At 71.6% G+C, this 24,703-nt stretch carries 22 protein-coding genes, 2 pseudogenes and 1 riboswitch; of the genes and pseudogenes, 14 read left to right on the forward strand and 10 right to left on the reverse strand.

What is annotated here, in order from left to right; all coding sequences use genetic code 11:
- Positions 1-94: 94 nt before the first annotated feature.
- The 6 genes from shc (at position 95) to ACZ5WC_RS25575 (ending at position 6,314) form a co-directional block, all read left to right on the forward strand.
- Positions 95-2,095, forward strand: coding sequence for a squalene--hopene cyclase (gene shc, locus ACZ5WC_RS25550; protein WP_468542989.1), 2,001 nt, complete (start codon positions 95-97; stop codon positions 2,093-2,095).
- Positions 2,095-2,742: a phosphorylase family protein gene (locus ACZ5WC_RS25555; protein ID WP_468542990.1), complete on the forward strand. Its 648-nt coding sequence runs from the start codon at positions 2,095-2,097 to the stop codon at positions 2,740-2,742. Before shc ends, ACZ5WC_RS25555 begins: the two co-directional genes overlap by 1 nt.
- Before the next feature lie 5 nt (positions 2,743-2,747).
- Positions 2,748-3,767 carry an adenosyl-hopene transferase HpnH gene (gene hpnH / locus ACZ5WC_RS25560; RefSeq protein ID WP_096630839.1) on the forward strand — a complete coding sequence of 340 codons (1,020 nt, stop codon included), beginning with the start codon at positions 2,748-2,750 and terminating at the stop codon, positions 3,765-3,767.
- A gap of 251 nt (positions 3,768-4,018) precedes the next feature.
- The gene (locus ACZ5WC_RS25565; protein WP_468542991.1) at positions 4,019-5,416 is read left to right on the forward strand and encodes an aspartate aminotransferase family protein; all 1,398 of its coding nucleotides are present in this window, start codon (positions 4,019-4,021) and stop codon (positions 5,414-5,416) included.
- 72 nt (positions 5,417-5,488) lie between these two features.
- Positions 5,489-6,097: a helix-turn-helix domain-containing protein gene (locus ACZ5WC_RS25570; RefSeq protein ID WP_468542992.1), complete on the forward strand. Its 609-nt coding sequence runs from the start codon at positions 5,489-5,491 to the stop codon at positions 6,095-6,097.
- A gap of 43 nt (positions 6,098-6,140) precedes the next feature.
- On the forward strand, positions 6,141-6,314 hold the full coding sequence (locus ACZ5WC_RS25575; RefSeq protein ID WP_179500273.1) for a DUF6126 family protein: 174 nt from the start codon (positions 6,141-6,143) through the stop codon (positions 6,312-6,314).
- Between the two features lie 23 nt (positions 6,315-6,337).
- Here ACZ5WC_RS25575 and ACZ5WC_RS25580 read toward each other — a convergent pair whose 3' ends face one another.
- Complete coding sequence (locus tag ACZ5WC_RS25580) at positions 6,338-7,150, reverse strand: tyrosine-protein phosphatase (RefSeq protein WP_468542993.1); 813 nt, start codon at positions 7,148-7,150, stop codon at positions 6,338-6,340.
- A 444-nt stretch (positions 7,151-7,594) separates the two neighbouring features.
- Positions 7,595-7,755: riboswitch (cyclic di-AMP (ydaO/yuaA leader) on the forward strand.
- Between the two features lie 3 nt (positions 7,756-7,758).
- Between ACZ5WC_RS25580 and ACZ5WC_RS25585 the strand changes: the two genes are divergently transcribed.
- Complete coding sequence (locus ACZ5WC_RS25585) at positions 7,759-8,745, forward strand: M23 family metallopeptidase (protein ID WP_468542994.1); 987 nt, start codon at positions 7,759-7,761, stop codon at positions 8,743-8,745.
- Positions 8,746-8,907: 162 nt separating this feature from the next.
- The gene (locus ACZ5WC_RS25590; RefSeq protein WP_468542995.1) at positions 8,908-9,735 is read left to right on the forward strand and encodes an SGNH/GDSL hydrolase family protein; all 828 of its coding nucleotides are present in this window, start codon (positions 8,908-8,910) and stop codon (positions 9,733-9,735) included.
- 12 nt (positions 9,736-9,747) lie between these two features.
- Here ACZ5WC_RS25590 and ACZ5WC_RS25595 read toward each other — a convergent pair whose 3' ends face one another.
- Genes ACZ5WC_RS25595 through ACZ5WC_RS25620 form a run of 6 tightly spaced genes read right to left on the reverse strand, consistent with a single transcriptional unit; the run spans position 9,748 to position 16,015 of the window.
- Positions 9,748-10,665, reverse strand: coding sequence for an STM4011 family radical SAM protein (locus ACZ5WC_RS25595; protein WP_468542996.1), 918 nt, complete (start codon positions 10,663-10,665; stop codon positions 9,748-9,750).
- A 7-nt stretch (positions 10,666-10,672) separates the two neighbouring features.
- A complete protein-coding gene (locus ACZ5WC_RS25600; RefSeq protein WP_468542997.1) occupies positions 10,673-12,058 on the reverse strand; it encodes an STM4012 family radical SAM protein in 1,386 nt (461 codons plus the stop codon).
- Positions 12,055-12,930 (reverse strand): STM4013/SEN3800 family hydrolase, encoded by an 876-nt coding sequence (locus ACZ5WC_RS25605; protein WP_468543045.1) that lies wholly within the window; start codon positions 12,928-12,930, stop codon positions 12,055-12,057. Before ACZ5WC_RS25605 ends, ACZ5WC_RS25600 begins: the two co-directional genes overlap by 4 nt.
- A gap of 34 nt (positions 12,931-12,964) precedes the next feature.
- A complete protein-coding gene (locus tag ACZ5WC_RS25610) occupies positions 12,965-14,122 on the reverse strand; it encodes an STM4014 family protein (RefSeq protein WP_468542998.1) in 1,158 nt (385 codons plus the stop codon).
- Positions 14,103-15,050, reverse strand: a complete 948-nt coding sequence (locus ACZ5WC_RS25615; protein WP_468542999.1) for an STM4015 family protein — start codon at positions 15,048-15,050, stop codon at positions 14,103-14,105. The genes ACZ5WC_RS25610 and ACZ5WC_RS25615 overlap by 20 nt, the downstream gene beginning before the upstream one ends.
- A 5-nt stretch (positions 15,051-15,055) precedes the next feature.
- Positions 15,056-16,015, reverse strand: a complete 960-nt coding sequence (locus tag ACZ5WC_RS25620; RefSeq protein ID WP_468543000.1) for an STM4015 family protein — start codon at positions 16,013-16,015, stop codon at positions 15,056-15,058.
- A gap of 230 nt (positions 16,016-16,245) precedes the next feature.
- Here ACZ5WC_RS25620 and ACZ5WC_RS25625 point away from each other — a divergent pair, with 230 nt between their 5' ends.
- The gene (locus tag ACZ5WC_RS25625) at positions 16,246-16,572 is read left to right on the forward strand and encodes a hypothetical protein (RefSeq protein ID WP_096630821.1); all 327 of its coding nucleotides are present in this window, start codon (positions 16,246-16,248) and stop codon (positions 16,570-16,572) included.
- Positions 16,573-16,662: 90 nt separating this feature from the next.
- A complete protein-coding gene (locus tag ACZ5WC_RS25630; RefSeq protein ID WP_468543001.1) occupies positions 16,663-17,664 on the forward strand; it encodes a DUF6745 domain-containing protein in 1,002 nt (333 codons plus the stop codon).
- 11 nt (positions 17,665-17,675) lie between these two features.
- Here ACZ5WC_RS25630 and ACZ5WC_RS25635 read toward each other — a convergent pair whose 3' ends face one another.
- Positions 17,676-18,302 (reverse strand): TetR/AcrR family transcriptional regulator, encoded by a 627-nt coding sequence (locus tag ACZ5WC_RS25635; RefSeq protein WP_468543002.1) that lies wholly within the window; start codon positions 18,300-18,302, stop codon positions 17,676-17,678.
- A gap of 492 nt (positions 18,303-18,794) precedes the next feature.
- Between ACZ5WC_RS25635 and ACZ5WC_RS25640 the strand changes: the two genes are divergently transcribed.
- Complete coding sequence (locus tag ACZ5WC_RS25640; RefSeq protein WP_468543003.1) at positions 18,795-19,994, forward strand: MBL fold metallo-hydrolase; 1,200 nt, start codon at positions 18,795-18,797, stop codon at positions 19,992-19,994.
- A 128-nt stretch (positions 19,995-20,122) separates the two neighbouring features.
- A complete protein-coding gene (locus ACZ5WC_RS25645) occupies positions 20,123-20,830 on the forward strand; it encodes a hypothetical protein (RefSeq protein ID WP_468543004.1) in 708 nt (235 codons plus the stop codon).
- On the opposite strand, the pseudogene ACZ5WC_RS25650 reads toward ACZ5WC_RS25645, so the two are convergent.
- Together ACZ5WC_RS25650 and ACZ5WC_RS25655 are read right to left on the reverse strand one after the other, a co-directional pair.
- Positions 20,811-22,130: pseudogene (locus ACZ5WC_RS25650) on the reverse strand (glycosyltransferase); the annotation flags it as partial. The gene ACZ5WC_RS25645 and the pseudogene ACZ5WC_RS25650 overlap by 20 nt on opposite strands.
- Positions 22,131-22,331: 201 nt before the next feature.
- Positions 22,332-23,335, reverse strand: a pseudogene (locus ACZ5WC_RS25655) (UDP-glucuronic acid decarboxylase family protein); the annotation flags it as partial.
- Between the two features lie 269 nt (positions 23,336-23,604).
- Between ACZ5WC_RS25655 and ACZ5WC_RS25660 the strand changes: the two are divergent.
- Both ACZ5WC_RS25660 and ACZ5WC_RS25665 read left to right on the forward strand, forming a co-directional pair.
- Complete coding sequence (locus ACZ5WC_RS25660) at positions 23,605-24,075, forward strand: hypothetical protein (RefSeq protein ID WP_468543005.1); 471 nt, start codon at positions 23,605-23,607, stop codon at positions 24,073-24,075.
- Positions 24,076-24,188: 113 nt separating this feature from the next.
- Complete coding sequence (locus tag ACZ5WC_RS25665) at positions 24,189-24,617, forward strand: pyridoxamine 5'-phosphate oxidase family protein (RefSeq protein WP_468543006.1); 429 nt, start codon at positions 24,189-24,191, stop codon at positions 24,615-24,617.
- The last annotated feature ends 86 nt before the right edge of the window (positions 24,618-24,703 follow it).

Consider the following 24,703-nt stretch of genomic DNA (forward strand, 5'->3'; position numbering starts at 1 on the left):
ATGACTCGCAGTCGCCGGCCGGCGCCCTGACCTGGGCGTCGGCCGACGGAGACCCCAGCACAGCAGAGAAACCACTGCACGTAAGGGGAAGCTCATGACAGCGACGACCGACGGACCGACCGGGGCCGCCAGCCTGTCGGCACTCCCGGCCGCCCATCCGGCCGACACGACCATCGCCGCGGACGACGTGCTCGCCGCCGCGCGGCGTGCCACGGAACGCTCCGTGGAACACCTGCTCGGCAGACAGGACGAGCAGGGCTGGTGGAAGGGCGACCTCGCCACCAACGTCACCATGGACGCCGAGGACCTGCTCCTGCGCCAGTTCCTCGGCATCCAGGACCCCGCAACCACCCGGGCGGCCGCCCTCTTCATCCGGGGCGAACAACTCGGCGACGGCACCTGGAACACCTTCTACGGCGGCCCCGCCGACCTCTCCGCCACCATCGAGGCGTACGTCGCCCTCAGGCTGGCCGGGGACCGCCCCGACGAGCCGCACATGGCGCGCGCCTCCGGCTGGATCAGGGAGCAGGGCGGCATCGCGGCCGCCCGGGTCTTCACCCGGATCTGGCTCGCCCTGTTCGGCTGGTGGAAGTGGGACGACCTCCCCGAACTCCCGCCCGAGCTCATGTTCTTCCCCACATGGGTCCCGCTCAACATCTATGACTTCGGCTGCTGGGCCCGCCAGACCATTGTCCCCCTGACCATCGTCTCCGCGAAGCGCCCGGTGCGGCCCGCACCCTTCGCCCTGGACGAGCTGCACACCGACCCCGCCCGGCCCAACCCGCCCAGGAAGCTCGCCCCGGCGGCCAGTTGGGACGGCCTCTTCCAGCGCCTCGACAAGGGACTGCACCTCTACCACAAGGTCGCTCCCCGCCCGCTGCGCCGGATCGCGATGAACGCGGCGGCCCGCTGGATCATCGAGCGGCAGGAGAACGACGGCTGCTGGGGCGGTATCCAGCCGCCGGCCGTCTACTCCATCATCGCCCTGCATCTGCTCGGCTACGACCTGGACCACCCGGTGATGCGGGCCGGACTGGCCTCGCTGGACAGGTTCGCCGTCCATCGCGAGGACGGGGCGCGGATGGTCGAGGCCTGCCAGTCGCCCGTCTGGGACACCTGCCTGGCCACCATCGCCCTGGCCGACGCCGGACTGCGGCCCGACCACCCGGCCCTGGTGAAGGCCGCCGACTGGATGCTGGACGAGGAGATCACCCGGCCCGGCGACTGGTCGGTACGGAAACCCGAACTCGCCCCCGGCGGCTGGGCGTTCGAGTTCCACAACGACAACTACCCGGACATCGACGACACCGCCGAAGTCGTCCTGGCGCTGCGCCGGGTGCGCCACCCCGACCCGGCCCGGCTGGAGGCCGCCATCGCCCGCGGGGTCCGCTGGAACCTCGGGATGCAGTCCCGCAACGGGGCCTGGGGCGCGTTCGACGCGGACAACACCAGCGCCTTCCCCAACCGCCTGCCGTTCTGCGACTTCGGCGAGGTCATCGACCCGCCGTCGGCCGATGTCACCGGCCATGTCGTGGAGATGCTCGCCGTCGAGGGGCTCGCGAACCACCCCCGTACCCGGCAGGGCATCGAGTGGCTGCTGGCCGAACAGGAGGCGTGCGGGGCCTGGTTCGGCCGCTGGGGCGTCAACTACGTCTACGGCACGGGGTCGGTGGTGCCCGCCCTGACCGCCGCCGGGCTGCCCGCCGGACACCCCGCGATCCGCCGGGCCGTCGACTGGCTGGAGTCCGTGCAGAACGACGACGGCGGCTGGGGCGAGGACCTGCGCTCCTACCAGGAGGAGAAGTGGATCGGGCACGGCGAGTCCACCGCGTCCCAGACCGCCTGGGCGCTGCTCGCCCTGCTCGCCGCGGGCCGCCGCGACACCCCTTCCGTCGCCCGCGGGGTCACCTGGCTGACCGAGGCCCAGCAGGCCGACGGCTCCTGGGACGAGCCGTACTTCACCGGCACCGGCTTCCCCTGGGACTTCTCGATCAACTACCACCTCTACCGCCAGGTCTTCCCCCTCACCGCACTCGGGCGCTACGTCCACGGCGACCCGTTCGCCGACCGTGCGGACCTGGCGGAGGGGGCCTGATGGGCCATCCGCGCGGACCGGGAACCCCCGTGACGCCGCTGCTGGTCGCCTGCGCGCTCGGCATCGAGCAGGTGGCCCTGCGCAGCGGCAGGGGCGCCCCGGGCCCGGTGCGGGTCCTGCGTACCGGAATGGGCCCCCGGGCCGCCGAGGCGGCCGTGGCGCGCCTCCTGGCGCCCGGCGGGATCCCCGACGCCGCGGTCATCGCCTCCGGCTTCTGCGCCGGGCTCGCCCCCGGGATGCACCCCGGGGACCTGGTCGTCGCCGAGGAGACCCGGGACGCCGACGGCTCCACGCCCTGTACCGGGACGGGCGTCCTGGTCGCCGCGCTCGCCCGGGCGGTGCCGGGCCGCACCGTCCACACGGGCCCGCTCACCGGCTCCGACCACGTCGTACGGGGCCCCGAGCGGGCCGCGCTGCGGGCGGTCGGGGCCATCGCCGTGGACATGGAGTCCGCCGCGACACTGCGCACCGCCCTGTGCCACGGACCGCGCCCGGTTGCGGCCGTCCGGGTGGTCGTGGACGCTCCAGAGCATGAGCTCGTCCGCATCGGCACGGTACGCGGTGGAATATCAGCCTTCCGTGTTCTCCGTGCCGTACTTCCGGCTTTCTATGAATGGCACCGATCTTTACTGCTCCCCAGGAGGTGAGCTAGATGGCCATGCCGCTCCGTCAGTCCATCAAGGTTGCGACGTATCTCTTCGAACAGAAGCTCCGCAAGCGTGAGAAGTTCCCGCTGATCGTCGAACTGGAGCCGTTGTTCGCCTGCAACCTCGCCTGCGAGGGCTGCGGGAAGATCCAGCACCCGGCCGGTGTCCTGAAGCAGCGCATGCCGGTCGCCCAGGCGGTCGGAGCGGTGCTCGAATCCGGCGCTCCCATGGTCTCCATCGCCGGTGGCGAACCCCTGATGCATCCGCAGATCGACGAGATCGTGCGTCAGCTCGTCGCGAAGAAGAAGTACGTCTTCCTGTGCACCAACGCGATGCTGATGCGCAAGAAGCTCGACAAGTTCACGCCATCCCCGTACTTCGCGTTCGCCGTGCACATCGACGGACTGCGCGAGCGGCACGACGAATCGGTCGCCAAGGAAGGCGTCTTCGACGAGGCCGTCGCCGCGATGAAGGAGGCCAAGCGACGCGGCTTCCGCGTCACCACCAACTCCACCTTCTTCAATACGGACACCCCGCAGACCATCATCGAGGTCCTCAACTACCTCAACGACGACCTCCATGTCGACGAGATGATGATCTCGCCCGCCTACGCCTACGAGAAGGCGCCCGACCAGGAGCACTTCCTCGGCGTCGACCAGACCCGCGAGCTGTTCAAGAAGGCCTTCGCGGGCGGTAACCGGGCCCGCTGGCGGCTCAACCACTCGCCGCTCTTCCTGGACTTCCTCGAAGGCAAGGCGGACTTCCCCTGCACCGCCTGGGCGATCCCCAACTACTCGCTCTTCGGCTGGCAGCGCCCCTGCTATCTGATGAGCGACGGCTACGTACCGACGTACCGTCAGCTCATCGAGGAGACCGACTGGGACAAGTACGGCCGGGGCAAGGACCCGCGCTGCGCCAACTGCATGGCGCACTGCGGCTACGAACCCACGGCGGTGCTCGCCACCATGGGCTCCCTCAAGGAGTCCCTGCGCGCCGCACGGGAGACGGTCAGCGGGAGCCGGTGACGAGGTGAACAGCGGGCGGCCGACGGTCCGGGTCCCTCCCGGGCGGTCGGCCCGCCCCTGTGCCGAGGAAGAGAGCGGGCCGCGGGCCGACACCGCAGCGGAGAGACCGGTTCCGCGCCCGCGCCGGACGTGCCGAGACGCTCGCCGGGATCGGGCCACCCCGGCCGGGCTCGCCGGGCGCATCGGTGCCGCTCCCGCGATCAGGCGGAAGACCCCACGGACCAGCACACCCCGAAGGAGAAGAGCGGGCGATGACGGACGGCGGACCCCAGGGCTTCGACCTGGCGCGGCTCCTCGCCGAGCGCGGGGCGGAGCGGTACGAGCTGCATGCGCGCCACCTCAACCACCAGCTGCCGCGCATGCTGCACACCATCGGCTTCGACAAGGTCTACGAGCGGGCCGAGGGCGCGTACTTCTGGGACGCGGACGGCAACGACTACCTCGACATGCTCGCCGGGTTCGGCGTCATGGGGATCGGCCGGCACCACCCGGTCGTCCGGCAGGCCCTGCATGACGTCCTCGACGCCCAGCTCGCCGACCTCACCCGCTTCGACTGCCAGCCGCTGCCCGGGCTGCTCGCCGAGAAACTCCTCGCCCACAGCCCGCACCTGGGGCGCGTCTTCTTCGGCAGCAGCGGTACGGAAGCCGTCGAGACGGCGCTGAAGTTCGCCCGCTACGCCACCGGCAGGCCCCGCATCCTCTACTGTGACCACGCCTTCCACGGGCTGACCACCGGCTCCCTCTCGGTCAACGGGGAGCGCGGGTTCCGCGACGGCTTCGCGCCGCTGCTGCCGGACACCGCGATCGCGCTCGGGGACCTGGACGCGCTGCGCCGCGAGCTGAAGCGGGGCGATGTGGCGGCCCTGGTCATCGAGCCGATCCAGGGCAAGGGTGTGCACGCCGCACCGCCCGGCTTCCTGCGGCAGGCCCAGGAACTGCTGCACCGGCACAAGGCGCTCCTGATCGCCGACGAGGTGCAGACCGGCCTCGGCCGGACCGGCGACTTCTACGCCTACCAGCACGAGGAGGGCGTGGAGCCCGACCTCGTGTGCGTGGCCAAGGCGCTCTCCGGCGGTTATGTGCCGGTCGGCGCGACGCTCGGCAAGGACTGGATCTTCCGCAAGGTCTACTCCTCGATGGACCGGGTCCTCGTCCACTCCGCGAGCTTCGGCTCCAACGCCCAGGCGATGGCCGCGGGCCTCGCCGTCCTCACGGTCATGGAGGAAGAGGAGACCGTCGCGAACGCCCGGCGCACCGGCGACCTGCTGCGCGAACGCCTCGCGGCACTGGTGGACCGCTACGAGCTGCTGCACGAGGTGCGTGGGCGCGGGCTGATGATCGGCATCGAGTTCGGCCGCCCCGCCTCGCTGAAGCTCCGCAGCCGCTGGACCATGCTCCAGGCGGCCCGCAGGGGACTCTTCGCCCAGATGGTCGTGGTGCCGCTGCTCCAGAAGCACCGCATCCTCACCCAGGTCTCCGGCGACCACCTGGAAGTGATCAAGCTGATCCCGCCGCTGATCATCGGGGACGCGGAGGTGGACCGTTTCGTGGCTGCGTTCACGTCCGTGATGGACGAGGCGCACAGCGGCGGCGGGCTGATGTGGGACTTCGGCCGGACCCTGGTCAAGCAGGCCGTGGCCAACCGCTGACCGTCCCGTCGAGACGTTTGCCTCCTGGGCAAGTTATTTGCCCAGGAGGAAAGATCCTGGCCCAATGGAGGTATGAACCCTCCGGACGAAGGGGCGCCGGACGAGCTCCCCGGCGTCGCATCCCGACTGCGCGAGCTGCGCCGCGGCCGCGGCCTCACCCTGGAGGGCGCCGCCCGGCGGGCCGGACTCTCCCCGGCCCACCTCTCCCGCCTGGAGACCGGCCGCAGGCAGCCGTCGCTGCCGATGCTCCTGGGGCTGGCGCGTATCTACGGTACGACGGTCTCCGAGCTGCTCGGTGAGCAGCCGCCCGAACGCGACGCGATCATCCGAGGCGGCGGCTTCGAGGGCGCGGAGGCGGACGGCTGGCTGTACCGGCAGGCCGGCGGTTCCGGCCGTGCGATGCAGGCGCTGCGCGTCCGGGTGCCCTACGGGGCCCAGGGTGACCTGGTCCGGGTGCACCCCGGCGAGGAGTGGCTGTACGTGCTCGGCGGGCGGCTGCGGGTCGGGCTCGGCGACACCGTGCACGACCTCGGCCCCGGCGACAGCGCCCACTTCGACTCGCTCACCCCGCACCGGATCGCGGCTCTGGACCACGGCGGCGCGGAACTGCTCTTCGTCCACTCCCTGCTCCAGAGCCCCGCGGCCGAGCTCTGCCTCGGCAACGCCCTCCACGTGCGCTGAGCCCTTCGTTCCACCGGCCGCGAGGCCGGCAGAGAGGACCGTCATGTCCGATTCCGAGCACTACGACCCGCTGAGCCCGCGGCACCCGAAGAAGGGTGACTCGCAGGAGCGCAGGATGCCGCGCGGCCTCGTGATCCGGCTCTTCGCCTACCTCGTGGTCGGCCATGTGATCGCGGCCTTCCTCTACCTGCTCTTCGTGGTGGCGGGCGCGGAGTGACCCGCTGACCGCGCACGAGCTCGTCAGCCCTGGTCGAGCAGCCGCTCGCGCAGCCGCTCCCGGGTCTGGGGGGAGACCTTCAGCCCCTCCGTCAGGTAGCGGTCCGTCGTACCCCAGATCTCCTCGATCGTCGCGAAGGCCGCCGCCAGGTATTCGCGCTGCGCCCCGAAGAGCGGGTTGAGGAGCTCCATCACCTCGGGGGACATCCCGGTCTCGGACATGTCGGCGCGCTGCACCTTGTACCGGCGGTGGGGATCGTTGGACTTGAGGTAGTCCGTCTCGATCGCCTCGCGCTCGACGCCGACCGCCAGCAGCGAGACCGCTATCGAGAGCCCGGCCCGGTCCTTGCCCGCGGCACAGTGCATCAGCGCCGGGACGCTGTCCTCGGCCAGTGCGTGCAGGACCCGGCTGTGCTCGGCGGTGCGGTCCTTGATCGTCGACCGGTACATCCGGATCATGCGCTCGGTGCCCTGGCCGTCCGCGAGGATCGAGCGCAGCTGCTCGATGTTCCCGTCGCGGACCAGGCGCCAGAACTCGGCGCCGTCGGCCGGGTCCGAGAGAGGAATGCTGACATTGCGGACACCGGTCAGCTCGATGTCGTACCCGTCGAACCGGTGGTCGGCGGAATTGCGGAAGTCGAAGACCGTGTGCAGCCCGAGCCCGCCGAGGAAGGCCGCGTCCTCGGCGGTGGCGTGCGCCAGGTGGCCGCTGCGGTAGAGCCGGCCGAAGGCGGTGTGCCGCCCGTCCGTGGTGGGGAGCCCGCCCACGTCGCGGAAGTTGCGGACTCCGGTCAGGACGGTCTCTGCCGGCGGGACCTGCGGCACCTGCTGTGTCACGGGGGCTCCTGGGATCTCTGGCGCCGGCGCGGCTCGCCGGCGAGGGCGCTCCCGTGACGATACGACATCGATTCGACGGAAAATCATTACGGTTGCCCGCTCCGGCCGGGGTGTCGCGGGGGTGTGTCTGACGCCGCATCACGAGCCCCGCCCGCGACATGTCCGTATTGGTGCATTTCGCAGAACATGCCCCGCTAATGGGGGAGATGGGATTCCGTGGGTGAGCGGGATCATATCCGTGACGGTCCGTGGTGATCGCTCCCCGGCCCGTTCCCGTTGCCCGTACGGAAAGCCAAGATCCGTAATCCACGGAGTGTGACCGGAAATCCGGACCGCGATCGAATCCATGATTCCCGCGCGCAACCGATGGCTTGTTCTGCTCGTCCTGACTCGTTTACGGTCACCGTCAATCCGGGCGGACCGCCTAATCCTGCCGCCGCCCGGAATTCGCACCCACCCACTCACGTGTGGCAGGAGCGGGGGACCCAGGTAAGTCGCCGACCCGGAGCGATCCGGACCGGCTCGGGGTGAAGTCGCCACCGTGCGACCGGGCATCTCCAGCCCGAACCCGACAGCTCACCTCGCAGGCGCCGGAGAGGAAATTCCCCATGCCCGCAAAGGGTAAGCACCGCCGTCCGAAGTCCGGCCCGATCTCCCGCGGCGTGCTCGCAGCGGGGACCGGCGGCGCCGCACTCGCCCTCCCGCTCATCGGCGCCACCGGAGCCAGTGCCGCGCAGCAGGCCGCTCCCGCGGTCAAGCCCGCCGCCGCGTCGGTCGCCGCCGCGCACACCGCGCCGCAGACCGCCCCCGCCGCGTCGAAGGCCGCCCCGAAGACCTACTCCGTGGTCCGGGGTGACTACCTGTCGAAGATCGCCGCCGAGCACCAGCTCAAGGGCGGCTGGCAGAAGCTGTACAAGGACAACCGCTCCACCGTCGGCGAGAACCCCAGCCTGATCCTCCCCGGCATGAAACTGACCCTCGGAGCCAAGGCGTCCGCCCCGGCCGCGCCTTCGAAGGCTGAGAAGTCCGCCCCGGCTCCGCAGGCCGCCCCGAAGAAGGCCGAGCAGGCCCCCAAGGCCGCCTCCAAGGCCGCGCCCAAGGAGGACCCGAAGCCGGACACGATCTCCGCCGACGACTCCGAGGGCTCCGGCAGCTCCGCGCGGACCGGCTCCTCCGAGGCGACCGGCTCCGGCTGGACGACCCCGCTGGCCAACGCCAACGTCACTACCCAGTACCGCGCTTCCGGCTCCAGCTGGTCCAGCGGCTACCACACCGGCTCGGACTTCCAGGCCCCCTCCGGCACCCCGATCCGCGCCATCGGCCCGGGCACCGTGGTCTCGGCCGGCTGGAGCGGTTCGTACGGCAACGAGGTCGTCATCAAGCACGAGGACGGCATGTACTCCCAGTACGCCCACCAGTCCTCGCTGAGCGTCTCCGTCGGCCAGACCGTCACCGGCGGCCAGCAGATCGGGCTCTCCGGCTCCACCGGCAACTCCACCGGCCCGCACCTCCACTTCGAGGTCCGCACCGGCCCGGGCTACGGCTCCGACGTCGACCCGATCGCCTACCTGCGACAGCACGGCGTCTCCCTCTGATCCGAGGGCAACAAGAAATGAGCGAGGGGCGGTGCGCGGCGGCGCACCGCCCCTCCGCTTATTCCAGCTTTACCAAAACCTGACCGGGTGGTCTATCTCACCACCCGTCAACCCCATATTACGGTCGCGTAGGTCACATTGAACGGTGCAGGATAGGTGCTTGTGGCAGACGATTCGAGAAACAACCAGCAGCACATCATCGGGTCGTACGCGGCGATTGGCGACAGCTTCACCGAGGGCGTCGGGGACCCCGGCCCCGACGGGACCTTCGTCGGCTGGGCGGACCGGTTCGCGGTGCTCCTCGCCGACCGGCTCCCGGCCCCCGACGTGGCGACCAGCCCGGAGGACTCCCCGCACGGGGACTTCCGCTACGCCAATCTCGCCGTACGCGGACGTCTCCTCGACCAGATCGTCGAGGAGCAGATCCCCCGCGCCAAGGAGCTGGCCCCCGACCTGGTCAGCTTCTGCGCGGGCGGCAACGACATCATCCGGCCCGGGGCCGACCCCGACGACCTGGCCGAGCGCTTCGAGCGGGCGGTCGCCGATCTGAGCAACGCCGTCGGCACGGTCATGGTCACCACCGGCTTCGACACCCGGGGCGTTCCGGTGCTGCGCCACATGCGCGGCAAGATCGCCACGTACAACGTCCATCTGCGGGCCATCGCCGACCGCTACCACTGCCCGGTGCTGGACCTGTGGTCGCTCCGCTCCGTCCAGGACCGCCGAGCCTGGGACAACGACCGGCTCCACCTGTCGCCCGAGGGCCACACCCGCGTCGCGCTGCGCGCCGCCCAGGTCCTCGGCCACGACGTGCCGGCCGATCCCGACCAGCCCTGGCCGCCGCGGGCCCAGCGCAGCACTTTCGACGAGGGACGCGACAACATCCAGTGGGCCCGGGAGTACCTCGTGCCGTGGATCGGGCGGCGGCTGCGCGGCGAGTCCTCCGGCGACCACGTCGAGGCGAAGCGTCCCGACCTCCTGCCGCTGTAGCGGTCGCGGAGGTCACGGCTCCAGCAGAGGGAGCGTACGCCGGGACGGGCTCGGCACCACGAGCCCGTCCGAAGGCATGCCCACCCCGGGTCCGGCCGGTATCCGCTCCAGGACACCGCCCGCGAACACGTCGTACAGCGGCAGCGTCTCCAGGTGCACATAGCCGATGTGGCAGTCGCACACAGCGATCGGACAGGCCCGCGGGCCGAGCGCCCGGCGGTAGCTGCCGTCGTAGAGATTGCCCAGCTCCGCCTTGACGAAGTGACAGCGCCGCACGGTCCCGTCGCCGTCCACCGAGACCACCGACTCACCCGTCCGGCAGGGCAGCCCGGCCGAGCGGTGCGGATGCCTGCTGTACGGGAACAGGGGGTCCAGCTCCGTCCACAGCTCCGCCTCCTCGTCGGTGTACGTATGCCCCTCGGCCGCGTTCACCCACAGGTAGACCTCCTCGGGCAGCGCCGCGCGCAGCCGCCGCGCCTCGTCGAGGTGTTCGTCGAAACCCACCACGCCCACGCTGTAACGGATCCCGAGCCCGGACAGCTCCCGGCACCGGCCGAGGAAACGCTCGTACGGAGTCTGCCCCGGGTGGTACGTGCACCACAGCGCGACCCGCTCCGGGTCGGCGTCCGCCAGCCAGCCGGTGCGGCAGCTCAGATTCGTCTGGATCGCCACCCGCCCGATGTGCGGCAGATGGGACAGCTCGGTCAGCGCCCTGCGGTACCAGGAACGGACCAGCCCCTCGCCCCACGGAGTGAACAGCACGGACAGCCGGTCCCCGGTCTGCTCCGCCGCCCAGCCGGTGAACCGCTCCAGCGCCTCCCGGTCCGCCGTCAGCCGCGCACGGCTGTCCCGCCGCTTGGCGAACGGGCAGTAGGGACAGTCGTAGTCGCACGAGGCGAGCGGGCCGCGGTAGAGAAGAGTCAGGTCCATGTCCCGGTCACTTCCGCTCGTACGCGGCCATCGCGGCCCGCACCCCGGGGGAGAACAGGGCGGGACCCAGCGCGTCGGAGTGGGCCAGCCCCAGCGGGGACAGCCGCAGCAGCCCGTTGGGCGCCGCCCGGTCCAGCCAGCCCCGGGCCGCGAACTTGGCCAGCTCGGCCGGGAAGTCCGCCCCCGGGTCCGTGCCGAACCGCGCGCGGTAGTCGGCGACCGGCAGCCCCGCCGCCTGGAGCAGCGACTGGAGCAGATGCCTCCGGCGCGCCTCGTCGGCGTCCACGAACCGGCCGACCTCGGCGCGCGAGAAGTCATCGGTGGCGGTGAAGCGGTCGATGATCGACCGGATCTCCCGCATGTCCACCGCGTAGTCGAAGGAGTAGTGCAGTCCCGCCGTGTAGGAACGGGCTCCGCAGCCCAGGCCGATCATGCCGTCGGTCTGGCAGGCGTAGTCCTCCGGACCGTCCTGCGCCTCGCGGGGGGCGTCGGCGCGCCGGAACATCCGCATCGACACCTGCTCGTAGCCGTGCGCCAGCAGATGGTCCCGGCCGACCGCGTACAGCCGCAGCCGCTGCTCGTCCCAGGCGGTCTGCTCCAGCGCCTCCGTATCCGGACCCACCGCCGTACCCAGGCGGTGGAGGCCGGTGAGCGGGCGGACGTACAGCGGATAGAGATACAGCTCCTCGGGCCGCCAGGCCAGCGCCGCGTCCAGCGAGGCGAGCCAGCTGCGCTCGGTCTGCCCGTCGATGCCGTAGATCAGGTCGATGTTCAGCACCGGGATCGCCGCCTCGCGGATCCGGCCGAGCGCCGCCTCCACATCGGCCCGGCGCTGCGGACGGACGGCGGCCCGCGCCTCGGCGTCCACGAAGCTCTGTACGCCGATGCTGACCCGGGTCGCGCCCCGGTCGGCCAGCACGGCCAGCCGGTCGGCCGTCGCGGTGGACGGGGAGGTCTCCACCGACAGCGGCACCGAGCGCAGGTCGGCGCTCATCCGCTTCTCCGCTGTGTCGCAGAGCCGCTCCAGCTCACCGGCGGTGAGGAAGGTCGGCGTCCCGCCGCCGAAGGCCGCCGCCGCGAACCGCACAGGACCCTCGTCGCCCAGCGCGTCCCGTACGGCCACCGCCTGCCGGTCCAGGGCGTCGAGATAGCGCGTCGTCAGTTCCTCGGGCGCGCCGATCCGGGTGAAGAGGTTGCAGAAGCCGCAGCGGACCTCGCAGAACGGTATGTGGAGATAGAGGGACAGGGCGTCCTTCGGCTCCGCCGCCCAGAGATCGCGCAGCGCGGGCCGGTCCGCCAGCGGGCGGTAGGCCGTCTTGTGCGGATAGGCGTAGACGTAACTCTCGTACGGCCGGACGGCGGGTGGCGCGGGAGTGCTGGTGGTGATCGTCATCGGGCGGTCCCGGGGTCGAGCGGTGCGGGCGGTTCGAGCAGTGCGGCAGACGCGGGCGATGCGGGAGATGCGGGCGGGTCGAGGAAGAAGTGGGCGTACGGGACGGTCCAGACGGCCGGGTGGCCGAGCCGGTGACCGGTGTAGCCGTCGTCGCCGTAGGCGGTGCCGTGGTCGGAACAGACGATGGCGAAACACCGGCGGCGGCTGCTCGCCGCGGCGAAGAGTCGACCGATGTGCCGGTCGACGTATTCCAGGGCGGCGGCGTGCGTGGCGCGCGAGTCGCCCGCCTCACGGGTCGCGCCGGCCAGATGGAACCAGTTCGGCTGATGCAGCGCCGACACGTTGACGAAGAGGAACAGCCGCTGCTCCCGGGGGAGCGCCGCGACGACCTCTTCCGCCCGGGTCACCTGTTCCTCGAACGAGGTGGGTGAGGCGACGCCGAAGCCGGGCTCCCAGTGGCTCTCCTGGAACATCCCGGGCAGCACCGAACCGAGCGGCCCCTGGCGGTTGAAGAAGCCGACCCCGCCGATGCACACCGTGCGATAGCCCTCGCCGGCCAGCCCCGACACCAGGTCCGGGGTGTCGAAGACGAACGTGCCGTCCGCCGTCGTCTCACTGCCCGCGAACCGCGCCGCGAACAGCCGCGGATGCGGCCCCGGGGAGGCGGGCGTCGGCAGGAACCCGGCGAACATCGCCTGGTGCGAGGCGTAGGTGAAGCTTCCCGGGGCATGCCGCTCCTCCCACTGGCCGCCGGGCAGATACCGGGCCAGGTGGGGGATGCGCCCGGCGGCCGCCAGCTCGACGGCGACATCGTGGCGCAGGGTGTCCAGGGTGACCAGCAGCAGATCGTGACTGCCCACGACCTCGCTCATATCGGGCGGGCCGGTTTCAGGGGTCGCGGCGGGGTCAGGAAGCGGTGACAGCACGGTGGTTCCTCGCTCGGTCCAGTACGGCGGCGACCTGCGCCGCATAGGTGTCCAGGCCCTCGGCCCCGCTGCCCGGCAGACCGGTCAGGCCGGGCAGCAGATCGCCGAAGGCGTTGACCTCGCCCACGGCGAAGCGCCGCCAGCCGGCCGTGGGCAGCAGATCGACCCCCACGCACGGCGTGCCGGGGAAGCAGGCCGCCGCCCGCTCGCACAGCGACAGCGCCTCGCGCCAGGAGCCGCCCGCCGCCGACACGGCCGCCCGGACCTCGTCGAGATCACCGCGCGCCCCGCCGAGATGCAGATTGGTCATGGGGCTCGTGCTCGTCCGCACCACGGCGTGCGTCGCCCGGCCGCCGATCACCACGATCCGCAGATCCGCAGCCCGCCCCCGCTGGGACGCCTTCGGAACCCAGCGCTCGATGTGCAGCCCGTCCGGGGCCAGCGCGTCCACGATGCGGCCGACCTCCCGCTCCGTGGTGTACCGCCGGACCCGCAGCGAGTTGAACAGCCGTCCCTCGGCGTCCCGTTCCACCGAGGTGCTCGCCCGGACCCGGCCGGGGCCCGCCGACTCCACGGCCAGCACCCCCGAGGCGGAGGAACCGTGCGCGAGCTTCACGAACACCCGGGGCATCCGGTGCACGCGCATCAATTCCCGTACGTCGGGCCATCCGTGCACGGCAGGCGCGCCCGGACCGGACGTCGGCGACGCGGGCACGGGGACCCCCGCGCCGTCCAGCAGACCGTGGCACAGCCGCTTGTCGAAGAGCACCGCGATGTCGCCCGGGGAGCCGAGCACCTCGGCACCCGCCGCCGACGCCGCGCGCGCCACCGCGTCGACGGCCGAAGTGAAGGCGGCGTACCACCGGCCCGACCCCTCCACCCGGGTCGGGTCGTCCACCCCGCGCAGCTCCCGCTCCACCTCGGCGTTCTCGCCCGGCGAATCGATGCGAACGCTCTCGCCCGGCCGGAACACCGCCTCGCCGCGCAGCACCCTGAGCCAGGGCACGACCCGGGCCGGGCGCAGCCCGGCGGCCCGGACGGACTCCCGGAAGAAGGTGACCCGGCGGTTGTCCGGATTGCCCACGACGGCGAAGCGCGGCGCCTCCGCGCTCCCGGGGCTACTCGCTGACGGCGACATAGCGCTCCGGTTCGTCGTCCGGGTCCCCGTAGTCCTCCTCGGCCTCGCCGCCCTCCACCAGGGCCGGGGCGCAGGCGGTCCTGATGCGGTCCAGCACCGGTTCGGTGAGGTAGTGGTGGCGTAGGTCGAGCGTGGACAGGTGGCTCAGCGGCTGCCCGTTCAGCAGGGCCTCGCCGCCCGTGTCGCTGAGGGTGCCCATGGACAGGGCGAGGGTCTCCAGCTGGGCGACGACGGGCGCGGACGCCACGGCGGCGGCGATCTCGTCCTGGATCTCGCTGTTCTGCAACCCCAGGTGGCGCAGCCGGGGGAACGTGGTGCCCGACAGGACCGGCGCGACGTCCTGGACGGTGGCATCGCCGCCGTACCACGAGCTGCCGAACCACAGGTCCAGCCGCTCCAGCGCGGGCAGTTCGCTTGCGGCGACCGCCCGCACCAGCTCGCCGGGCAGCCCGCCGGACTCGAAGCGCAGCGACTTCAGGGCCGTATGGCGCAGCGGGCGGAGCCGGAGATCCTCCGCGCCGCAGCCGCGCACCGTGAACTCCTCCAGCAGCGGCAGCGCTTCGAGCACCGGTGTGATGTCGCACATGGGCAGCCACGACACCTCGCACTCCTCGCCCACCACATCGGCGAGGAAGAGCCCGCGCATGGCCGGGAAGCGGTCCGCGTGGGCGACGAGCAGATCCCGCACGGGGGCGAACGGTGTGTACCCCTCACGCCACCAGGGGCCTATGAGGAGCGCCCGGACCCGTTCTGTGTCCACGGTATTCAGGAACTGCTGCCACAGGGCGGCGAAGTCCATCTCCTCGCCGTAGTCGCACTGCAGCCGCCAGGCCACCGTGTCGGCGGCGGGCAGGGGCACGGACACCGCCGCTCTGTGGACCGGCAGGCCGTGGAAGCGGTCAGGATGCCGGATACCGATGTAGTCCACGGCCCTCACTCCGACACGGCGGTGTAGCGGCCCTCGGCGCCGCGGTCGTCCCACGGCTTGTTCCGCTCGGACAGGTCGACGCGCACCCCGTGCGGCTCCAGGGCCGTACGCACCCGTTCCTCCATCGCCTCGGTGAGGAAGTGATGGTGGAGGTCGAGCACGTCCAGGTGGGTGAGCGGTTGGCCTTCGAGGAGCGCGGCCGCGCCCTCGTCGCCCAGCGTCCCGTTCGACAGGTCGAGCGTCGTGAGCCGGGCGACGACCGGCGCCGAAGCGACCGCCGCCGCGATCTCGTTCTGCACTTCGCTGTTGCGCAGGCCCAGGTGGCTCAGCCGGGGAAAACGGGTGCCGGAGAGCAGCGGAGCCAGGTCCGTCACCTCGGTGTCGCCGCCGTAGGCGGACACCCCGAGCCAGAGGTCCAGCCGCTCCAGCGCGGGCAGTTCGCTGTCCAGAACTCCGCGCACCACCTGGGCGGGGAGGCCGCCCGCCTGGATGGTCAGGGACCGCAGCCGTTCGTGCCGGGTCGGCGGGAACACCAGGTCGGTGCCGCCGCGCACCCCGAACTCCGTCAGCGCCGGAAAGGCAGCCAACAGGGCCGTGACATCGGACTGTTCGATCCAGGTGATCTCGGCCTGCTCCGCCTCCAGGTCCCCGACGAACACCGCCTCCAGCGAGGTCAGCCGGTCGGCGGCGGCGACCACCAGCCCGATCGGGACGGAGGAGTCCTCCTCGTACGCCTCGCCCCACTGGCCGATGATCAGGGCCCGGACCCCGGCCGGGTCGACGGTGTCCAGGAAGTCGTTGAACTCGTCCTCCCAGGGCCGGTCCCGGTCCTCGTCCCCGTACGGATCGACGGAGACACGCCAGGCCACGGTGTCGGCGGCGGGCTGGGATGCCCCGTCGGTCGTGTGCTGGAAGTCGACGGCCGGAAGGCCGCCGAACTCGTGCAGATGCTGCGCACCGTACATGGCCCTGAGCTCCTGATCCTGGGGACTGCTGATGTCCGCAAGGTGTATCAAGCCGCACTGACAACGCCGCGACCGGGATCGGTCCGAGCCGGGGCCGGCCCTGTTCCGGACCCGGGCCGAACCCCTGCGTACCCCCTGCCAACCCCGTGCGGCGGCCCGTTGTCAGACCCTGCCCGTAGCGTTTTTCCCGTGGTCGGCACAGCGGGTGCCGCGACCGATGGGAGACGTCTGTGTACCGGCAGGGCGATGTACTGATCATGGCGCTGGAGGAGTCGGCTGTTCCCGCTCCGTTCCTGGAGGCACCGGGCGAACTGCGCGACGGGCGGGGGCGGCTGGTGCTCGCGCTGGGCGAAGTCACCGGCCACGCGCACGCCGTGCAGGGGCCCGGACGGCTCATCCGGGAGGCGGGCCCGTTCGGCCCGATGCTGCTCCATCTCCCCGAGGGCGGGCGAGTCGTCCACGAGGAGCACGCCACGATCGCGCTTCCGCAGGGCTGGTTCCGCGTCGTGCGGCAGCGGGAGTACGCGCCGGGGGCGGTCCGCATCGTGGCGGACTGACCGCACCGTGCGGCGAGCACGGACATCCAGAGCGACACAAACCAGCGCGAACAAGCACGAACGAGTGACAGCAGGGGACGGGGACAACCGATGCAGCATGTGAATTCCTGGCGGAACGTGGCGGCGGCGACCGGCCGGGCGGACCGGGCGGCGGCCGAGGCCGGAGTGCGGCGCGCCTATCGCACCGCGGGCCTGGCCGAGCCGGACCGGATCATCTGGGCCGCATCGCCCCGGGCCGCCGTCGAGACCGTGGAGAAGCTGACCGACGCCGGACGCTCGGTCCGCGAAGAGGTCCGCACCCGGCCGTGGGCCGAGGAACGCCGCCGGATGTACGACGAGCTCGGCCCGGCTGGCTGGTCGGCGCTCTGGTCCGCGACGGGCGCGCAGCTGTGGGAGACCACGGCCGCGCTCGCCGAGCGGATACGGACCGGTGTCGTCGCCGATCTGGCCGCACGGCCCGAGGACGAGGGCGACGTGCGCCTGGTCCTCCTCGACGCCGTGCTCGGCCAGCACGACGCCGCCTGGCTCGCCGCGTTCGACGGCCGCGGCGACCGGCTGACGGGCCTCGCGGAGGTGGCCCGCAACGCCGGCTGGTGGTGGCCGTACGAACGGGCCGTCGTGATCGCCGAGCGGCCCGACGTCCTCCACCGCGACGAGGCGGGCCGCCTCGACCACGGCGAAGGACCGGCCCTCGCCTACGGGGACGGCTTCGCCCTGTACGCCTGGCGCGGCATGCCGGTCCCCGCCGCGTTCCTGGCCGAGCTGCCCACCCTCACGCCCGAGCGGATACGGGCCGAGGAGAACGCGGAACTGCGCCGCGTGATGCTGGAGTACTACGGCTACGACCGGTATCTCACGGAGTCGGGCGCCGAGCCCGTCCACCGCGACGAGACGGGCATCCTCTGGCGCATAGCCCTGGACGGCGACGAGGACGTCGTGATGGTCGAGGTGGTCAACTCCACGCCCGAGCCGGACGGCACGCACCGCACGTACTGGCTGCGCGTGCCGCCGACGACCCGGACCGCCAAGGACGGCGTCGCCTGGACGTTCGGCCTGGAGGGAGCGGCGTACGCACCGGTGCGCCAGACCTGAGGTCCGGGCGGTCAGCCGTCGGCGGGGGAGCCGGTCAGGGCCGCGGGGTCGATGCCCAGCTCGCGGGCGAGCGCCTCATCGGTCCACCGCAGCATCGTGGCCCGCGAGAGCGGACCCGCGTACGAGGTCATCTGCACGGCCAGTCCGTCCAGCAGTGCCGTCAGCCGCCAGGCTGCCGACCGGGGGTCCTCGCACCGGAACTCACCGCTGGCCGCGCCCTCCTCGATGACCTTGGCCAGCTCGGTCTTCCACTTCTGGTCGAGGTCGCCCGCGACCTCGCGGAGGGCGGGGTGACGAAGGGCTGCCGCCCACCCCTCGATCCACAGCCGCCACCCCTTGGCCTGCCCCGTCGGCGCGTACCACCGCACGGCCGACCGCAGCCGCCGTACGGCGGTGGTCCGGCGGGCCAGCAGCTTGCGGAGGTGGGAGAGATCGGCCTCGGCCGCGTACGCGAAAGCGGCGGAGACCAGCTTCTCCTTGGTCGAGAAATGGTAGAGAACGAGCGCGTTGCTCACGCCCAGCGCCGAGGCGACATCGGCGATGCGCACAGCGCAGACGCCCCGGATCTTGATCTGTTCGACCGCCGCGCGCAACAGCTCCTCACGCCGCTCCGCCACGTTCAACCGGACTCGTGCCATCGGGTCACCTTAAGGCTGTCCCGTCATCCCTGGCGGGCGCATGTCGTATGCGGACGTCGCTCTGTCGTGCGGCGCACCGCATCTGACGCCGCGCGCTGATCCACCAGGGATGACGGGACAGCCCTTGACCAACGGGCCGGGCCCGGGATGCGGACGTTCACCAGGAGGACGTAGCGAGGGCCGAGGGATGCGACAGGACCGGCCGAGGGGGCGGAATCCTCCGGTTCACCCGGACGCCGGATCGTGCATGACGCGTTCGGAACCCGCGGTGAAAACACGGCCGGGCCTCGGCCGGGCCTCGGCCGGAGCTCGTCGGACGATGCCGTGGTGCAGGTCCTGATCAGTGAGTACCGGGATGCGCGGAGAGAGTATTCGGACGGGAGCGACCGCCTCGGCCGGTGGCCGGATCGGCTGCTCCGTTCACCATCCACTTCTCGCTCTGTCGTACAGCCCGACCATAATGAGACGACACCGACTCCCTCAGGAGATGTTGTGACCGGCGCTGACTACTTCCCCACCCTCCGAACGAAAATGCGTTCGATGCGCACCGAGTCCTTCGGGGCTGATCCGGCCGGAGCGCGGATGGAGCGCATCCGCCGTTCACCGAATTTCGTCGACGGGGCGTTCCAGAACCCGGTGGGGGCCCGGACCCGGCCCTCCGGCTCCACGCTGGAGTTCGCGAAGATCTACTTCCAGAAGGAGCAGCGGGCCCGCAGGGCGCCCACCGGCACCGTGCCCGTCCACCCGACGACCCTCGCCGACCTGGCCGCACCGCCCGCGACGGGGCTGCGGCTGACCTGGATGGGGCACTCCAGCGTCCTCGCGGAGATCGACGGCCGCCGGGTGCTGTTCGACCCGGTCTGGGGTGAGCGCTGTTCCCCGTTCCCGTTCGCCGGGCCCAAGCGTCTGCACCCCGTGCCGCTGCCGCTGGCCGTACTCGGTCCTGTCGATGTCGTCGTGATCTCGCACGACCACTACGACCACCTCGACCTGCCGACGATCCGGGCGCTGGCGGGCACGGACACCGTCTTCGCCGTGCCGCTCGGCGTCGGGGCCCACCTGGAGCGCTGGGGCGTGCCCGCCGACCGGCTGCGCGAGCTCGACTGGAACGAGACCGCGAAGGTCGCCGGGATCAGCCTCACCGCCACCCCGGCCCGCCACTTCTGCGGCCGGGGGCTGCGCAACCAGCAGCACACCCTCTGGGCCTCGTGGGCCGTCGCGGGCCCGGAGCACCGGATCTACCACAGCGGGGACACCGGGTATTTCCCCGGCTTCCGGGACATCGGCGCCGAGCACGGCCCCTTCGACGCGACCATGATCCAGATCGGTGCCTACTCGGAGTACTGGCCGGACATCCACATGACCCCGGCCGAGGGGATGCGCGCCCACCTGGACCTCCAGGGCGGCCGCCCGCACGGCGTGATGCTGCCGATCCACTGGGGCACCTTCAACCTGGCGCCGCATGCATGGGCGGAGCCGGCCGAGTGGTCCAGGGACGCCGGCGAGGAGGAGGGCCAGGCCATGGCGTTCCCCCGGCCGGGCGAACCGTTCGAGCCTTCGGGAGAGCTGCCCTCCGACCCCTGGTGGCGCGGGGTGTCCCGGCCCGTCGTCCCCTCGTGGCGGTCGCCCCGGACCGCCAGGGTTCCCGATGAGGCGCCCCAGCGCGACCTCGACCTCGCGGGTGATCGCTGAGGGGCGGCGGGGCCACCCGTGACGTGACTCGGATGCCGCGCCGCCGCGGGCGTTTCATAAGGGACATTTCTGGCACTCTGGTGCGTTGTGTGCTCGATGTGACCCGGAAACGTCCCTAGGGGGAGCTCTTGAGCGCGGTGAAGCGGAGCGCGGTGACGAAGGTCGCCGCCGGGGTCTCGGGCGCGGCACTCCTGCTGCTGACCGGGTGCGACGTCCCCGGGGTCTACCGGCCGCCCCGCCCCGCCACCGGCGGTCCGTACGTGTTCTACGTCAGCCCGGACGGGGACGACGGGAACGACGGTCTCTCCCCGGAGAAGCCCTGGCGGACCCTCGGCCACGCGAACGGCGTGCGCTTCCAGCCCGGAGACCGGCTCCGGCTCAACGGCGGCGAGCGGTTCCGCGGCAGTGTCACGCTGGACAAGGGCGAGGCGGGCAGCCCGGCCCAGCCCGTCGTGATCGAGTCCTATGGCAAGGGCCGCGCCACGATCGCGCCACGCGGCACTTCCGGTATCACCGTGCGCAACACCGCAGGCGTCGAGGTCAGGAACGTCACGCTGGTCGGGGACGCCAAGGCGCTGCGGGAAGGGGTGGGCATCGCCTTCCGCAACAGCCTTCCGGGCGGCCGTCGACTCGACCACATCAGGATCACCGATGTTGAGGCGCGCGGCTTCCAGAACGGCATCAGCATCGGCGCGGAGAAGGGGGCCACCGCGGGCTACGGAGACGTACGCATCAGCGGTGTCTCCGTTCACCACAACCTGGAGAGCGGACTCGCCTTCTACGGGCCCGCGTTCGAGGCCGACCGCCCCGCCTACGCACACACGGGGCTCCGGTGATCGCGGCGATCGGCGGCAGCAGAATCCCCAGGACGGTCGCCACGGCGAGGAGCGGGTAGTACATCAGTGCCGCGCCGAAGCGAATCCGCAGCTTGAGCGGCATCCGGCCCAGGTGGCGCGGCAGCATGCCCAGGAGCATCACGGCCAGGCTGCGCGACCACTGGAACTCCTGGGTGATCATCGCGCCGAAGGCGATGGGGCCCTCGCCGTGCGCCTCGGCGTCGATGGCGAACGCGCCCTGCCAGCCGGCCGAGCTGAGCAGGAAGGTGGTGGAGAAGTCCTCGGCGAGTTCGGGGCCGAGCCCGCCGATGTCCCGCAGCGCCCGGGTGCGGACGGCGTAGTGCGAGCCGATGCACACCGGCGCGAGACCGGCGGAGTGGCCCAGTTGTACGGGGCCGTGGAACATGGACTCGCGTTGCAGCCGCCCGCGTGCCGCCCAGGACCCGGCGGCGTTGGAGTCGCAGACGCTGGGAGCCGCGACGTAGCCGATGGACCGGTCCGCGAAGGGGCGCACGACCTCGCGGAGGTAACCGGGGTGCGGCACGTGGTCGCAGTCGAGCTGGGCGACCACATCGTAGTGGGCGTAGCCCCAGTGGTCGTAGAAGTAGGCGAGGTTCCCTTCCTTGCAGCGGGTGCGCCGCGGCCACTCGGCACGGTGGTAGCCGTTCACGCCGCGGCGGCAGGAGAGGCCGGCGCCGTGGGCCCGGCACCACTCGATGATGTCCTCGGTGGGGTCCTCGTCGCACAGCCAGACGTCGTACGGGTGGGGGAAGTCCTGGCCGAGCATCGCCTCAAGGGTGGTCCGGGCGATGTCCCAGCCTTCGGACGGGGCGCGGGTGACCACGAACGCGGTACGGAGCTTGGGCACCGCTACGGCAGGGTCGAAGCGCCGCATACGAACCAGCGCGACGAGGAAGTGCACCGGCAGGTAGGTCAGATACAGCAGAAGCATGCTGTTGACGAGCATCCCCAGCCAGCCGATGCGGTGGGACGGCTCGAACCACCATGCCCAGAACCAGACCAGGCAGGCCAGCCAGCCTAGGGACAGCAGAGCGACAAGGCGCCGATCGGCCGGGGAGAACGTCCGCACGAAACTGGCCGGGTGGGGGGCGAGGCGGCGCGACGGCCCGGCCAGAACCGGTCCGTCCGGGCCGATGGACGCCACCCCGCCATGGGACAGGGCACGGATCTCCTCGCTCAGTGCGGACCATTCCGCCGGGGAGCCGGGTGCCGGTTGGGGAGGCGGGAGATCCTGGACGGTGCCGGTCCCGTTGACGGGTCCCTGCTCCAACGACGTCATGGGGGCGAGTTCTCCAGTGGGTGCGACAGCGGGCCGGGGGGAAAGGCGTGGGGCCGGGGGGAACGCGGTGGCGGAGCGTCGTCGAACAGCCGCGGCGTCGCGTCAGACACCGGGGGCTTCGCTTCGGACACCGGGGGTGGACACTCCCGGTGCGGAGGCGACCGCCGGGCCGGGGATCGACCGCGCCGCGGTCGTCGCGGTCGCCGCCGACGCCAGCGGGACCGTCTCGTTCTGGCTGCCGCGGATCGCCGCGGCAGCCATGCCGAGCAGCTCCGGGCGGGCACCGAAGTACGCGACGGTGCGGCGCAGGCCCTCGGTGATGTCCACCTCCGGCTCCCAGCCCAGTACCTCGCGGGCGCGGGTGATCACCGGACGGCGGCGGACCGGGTCGTCCTCCGGCAGGGGGTGGTACCGCACTTCGGAGGCCGAGCCGGTCATCGCCAGCACGATCCCGGCGAGCTCGGAGACGGTGCGTTCGACCGGGTTGCCGAGGTTGAACGGCCCCATCCCGGAGGAGTCGAGAAGCGCGATCAGACCGCGGACGAGGTCGTCGACGAAGCAGAAGCTGCGGGTCTGCTTGCCGTCGCCGTAAACGGTGAGCGGTTCACCGGTCAGGGCCTGGGTGATGAAGCTGGACACCACACGGCCGTCGTGCGGGCGCATGCGCGGGCCGTAGGTGTTGAAGATCCGGGCGATGCCGACGTCGAGGCGATGCGTGCGGCGGTAGGCGGCCGTGACCGCCTCGGCGTGCCGTTTCGCCTCGTCGTAGACGCTGCGCGGCCCGATGGGATGGGTATTGCCCCAGTACGTCTCCTCCTGGGGATGGACCAGGGGATCGCCGTAGATCTCGCTCGTCGACGCGAGGACGAAGCGGGCGTCATGGCGCAGAGCGAGCCGCAGGGCGTTCTCGGTGCCCCGGCTGCCGACCGCGAGGGTCTCCAGCGGCTGTCTCAGGTAGTCGGGCGGGGAGGCGGGCGACGCCAGGTGGACGACGGCGTCGACGCCTCCGGCGACCTCCACGGAAACGCTCACGTCGGTGCGCTGGAGAACGAAGGACGGGTCGGGTCGGACACGAGGTGGGCGATGTTCGTGGGATCGCTCGTCGAGAAATTGTCCAGGCACACCAGCGAGTCACCGCGCCGCAGGAGCGCTTCGCACAGATGGGACCCAGGGAAACCACCGCCACCGGTTACGGCAACGCGCATTGTGTTTCTCCAGGAATCAGGAGGGAAAGGTCTCACGCTCACGCTCGGCCCGCTCGGCAGGTGGCCGGACGGGCAGATGAGCGGAGTGCTCTCATCAAACGCAGGGAGATAGCATGGGTAGATGTAATGATTTATGTGGACATAGCTCGATGACTGGGCTGTTCGGGGGGTGATGTGTCGGCCACCCGTACGCCGCACCGGCGGGGACGAGGCCGATTCCGGTTCCTCAGGTGAGCAACGCCCGGCGGGTGTCATGCGTCTGACAGGGCGTGACAGAACTTCCTGACTCCTCCAGCCCCGTCGACACCCTGGACGAGGACGAGACCGTGCGCCCCGGCCCCCTGTGGCGCCATGCCCTGTGGGTGGTGGGCGTCACCGCCGCGGGGGTGGTGCTGGGGTGGCTCGGCGCCCTGTTCCGTATCGGCCCCGAGGAGTACGGGCTGCCGCCCGCCGCTCCGGGAGCGCTCTGGCCGTATCTGGTCGCCTGGAGCGCGATCGGCCTGGGGCTTGCGGCCGTTCTGCGGTATGTGGCGGCGAGGGTTCCGGTCTACTCCCCGGAGAAGGTCATCGTCGGCGTCGTGCTGATCGGCACGCGGCTCTCCCTCGGGTGGCGGCCCGAGCCCCTCGAAGTCGCCGCCCTGGCTCTCGCGGCCCTGGTGCTGGTGGCCGTCTGGTGCGCCGTCGCACTGCGCGGGGCGGCCGTGGTGCGGCACGCCGAGAAGGGGGCCCGAACCGCGTAGGGAGCGGGCGCGGACGACACGCCGCGCCCTCAGGGCCTGGCACCAGGGGCGAGCCCGATGCCTCCGGGCACACTGGGGCAGCCCCCCCGAATCCCCGTACGAAGGAGTTTGCCGTGGCACTCACCCGTGAAGAGCGCGAACAGTTCCTCGCCGAGCCCCACGTGGCCGCCCTGGCCGTGGCGGCGCGGGACAGCGACCGGGCACCGCTGAGCGTGCCCATCTGGTACCAGTACACTCCCGGCGCCGACGTGTGGATCATGACCGGCCGCACCTCGCGCAAGGCCGAACTGATCGGCGCGGCAGGCCGGTTCACGCTGCTGGTCGATCGGCTCGAACCGACGATCCGGTACGTCTCCGTCGAGGGCCCCGTCATCGACACCCGCCCCGCCACCCGTGCGGACCTGGAAGAGGTGTCGGCGCGCTATCTTCCGGCCGAGAAGGTCGCCGGTTACGTGGACTTCGCCTGGGAGAACCACGGTGAGCAGGTCGTGATCACCCTGCGGCCCGAGCGCTGGGTCAGCTCGGACCTCGGCCGGCTCTGAGGGTTCCGAGCCCCCCTCACGGGTTGCGGCGGCCTGACGGGGAGGCGTGATCCACGCGTTCCCGGACCCTTGTCGACGTGCCCCAC

This window comes from Streptomyces sp. NPDC033165, assembly GCF_055577965.1.

Bases quoted from the DNA above. Each gene is read 5' to 3' on its own strand.
- ACZ5WC_RS25570 (WP_468542992.1), top strand. From the start codon at position 5,489: ATGAACCCTCCGGACGAAGGGGCGCCGGACGAGCTCCCCGGCGTCGCA.
- hpnH (WP_096630839.1), top strand. From the start codon at position 2,748: ATGGCCATGCCGCTCCGTCAGTCCATCAAGGTTGCGACGTATCTCTTC.
- shc (WP_468542989.1), top strand. From the start codon at position 95: ATGACAGCGACGACCGACGGACCGACCGGGGCCGCCAGCCTGTCGGCA.
- ACZ5WC_RS25575 (WP_179500273.1), top strand. From the start codon at position 6,141: ATGTCCGATTCCGAGCACTACGACCCGCTGAGCCCGCGGCACCCGAAG.
- ACZ5WC_RS25635 (WP_468543002.1), bottom strand. From the start codon at position 18,302: ATGGCACGAGTCCGGTTGAACGTGGCGGAGCGGCGTGAGGAGCTGTTG.
- ACZ5WC_RS25565 (WP_468542991.1), top strand. From the start codon at position 4,019: ATGACGGACGGCGGACCCCAGGGCTTCGACCTGGCGCGGCTCCTCGCC.
- ACZ5WC_RS25630 (WP_468543001.1), top strand. From the start codon at position 16,663: ATGCAGCATGTGAATTCCTGGCGGAACGTGGCGGCGGCGACCGGCCGG.
- ACZ5WC_RS25605 (WP_468543045.1), bottom strand. From the start codon at position 12,930: ATGAGCGAGGTCGTGGGCAGTCACGATCTGCTGCTGGTCACCCTGGAC.
- ACZ5WC_RS25595 (WP_468542996.1), bottom strand. From the start codon at position 10,665: ATGGACCTGACTCTTCTCTACCGCGGCCCGCTCGCCTCGTGCGACTAC.
- ACZ5WC_RS25610 (WP_468542998.1), bottom strand. From the start codon at position 14,122: ATGTCGCCGTCAGCGAGTAGCCCCGGGAGCGCGGAGGCGCCGCGCTTC.
- ACZ5WC_RS25600 (WP_468542997.1), bottom strand. From the start codon at position 12,058: ATGACGATCACCACCAGCACTCCCGCGCCACCCGCCGTCCGGCCGTAC.
- ACZ5WC_RS25555 (WP_468542990.1), top strand. From the start codon at position 2,095: ATGGGCCATCCGCGCGGACCGGGAACCCCCGTGACGCCGCTGCTGGTC.
- ACZ5WC_RS25585 (WP_468542994.1), top strand. From the start codon at position 7,759: ATGCCCGCAAAGGGTAAGCACCGCCGTCCGAAGTCCGGCCCGATCTCC.
- ACZ5WC_RS25620 (WP_468543000.1), bottom strand. From the start codon at position 16,015: ATGTACGGTGCGCAGCATCTGCACGAGTTCGGCGGCCTTCCGGCCGTC.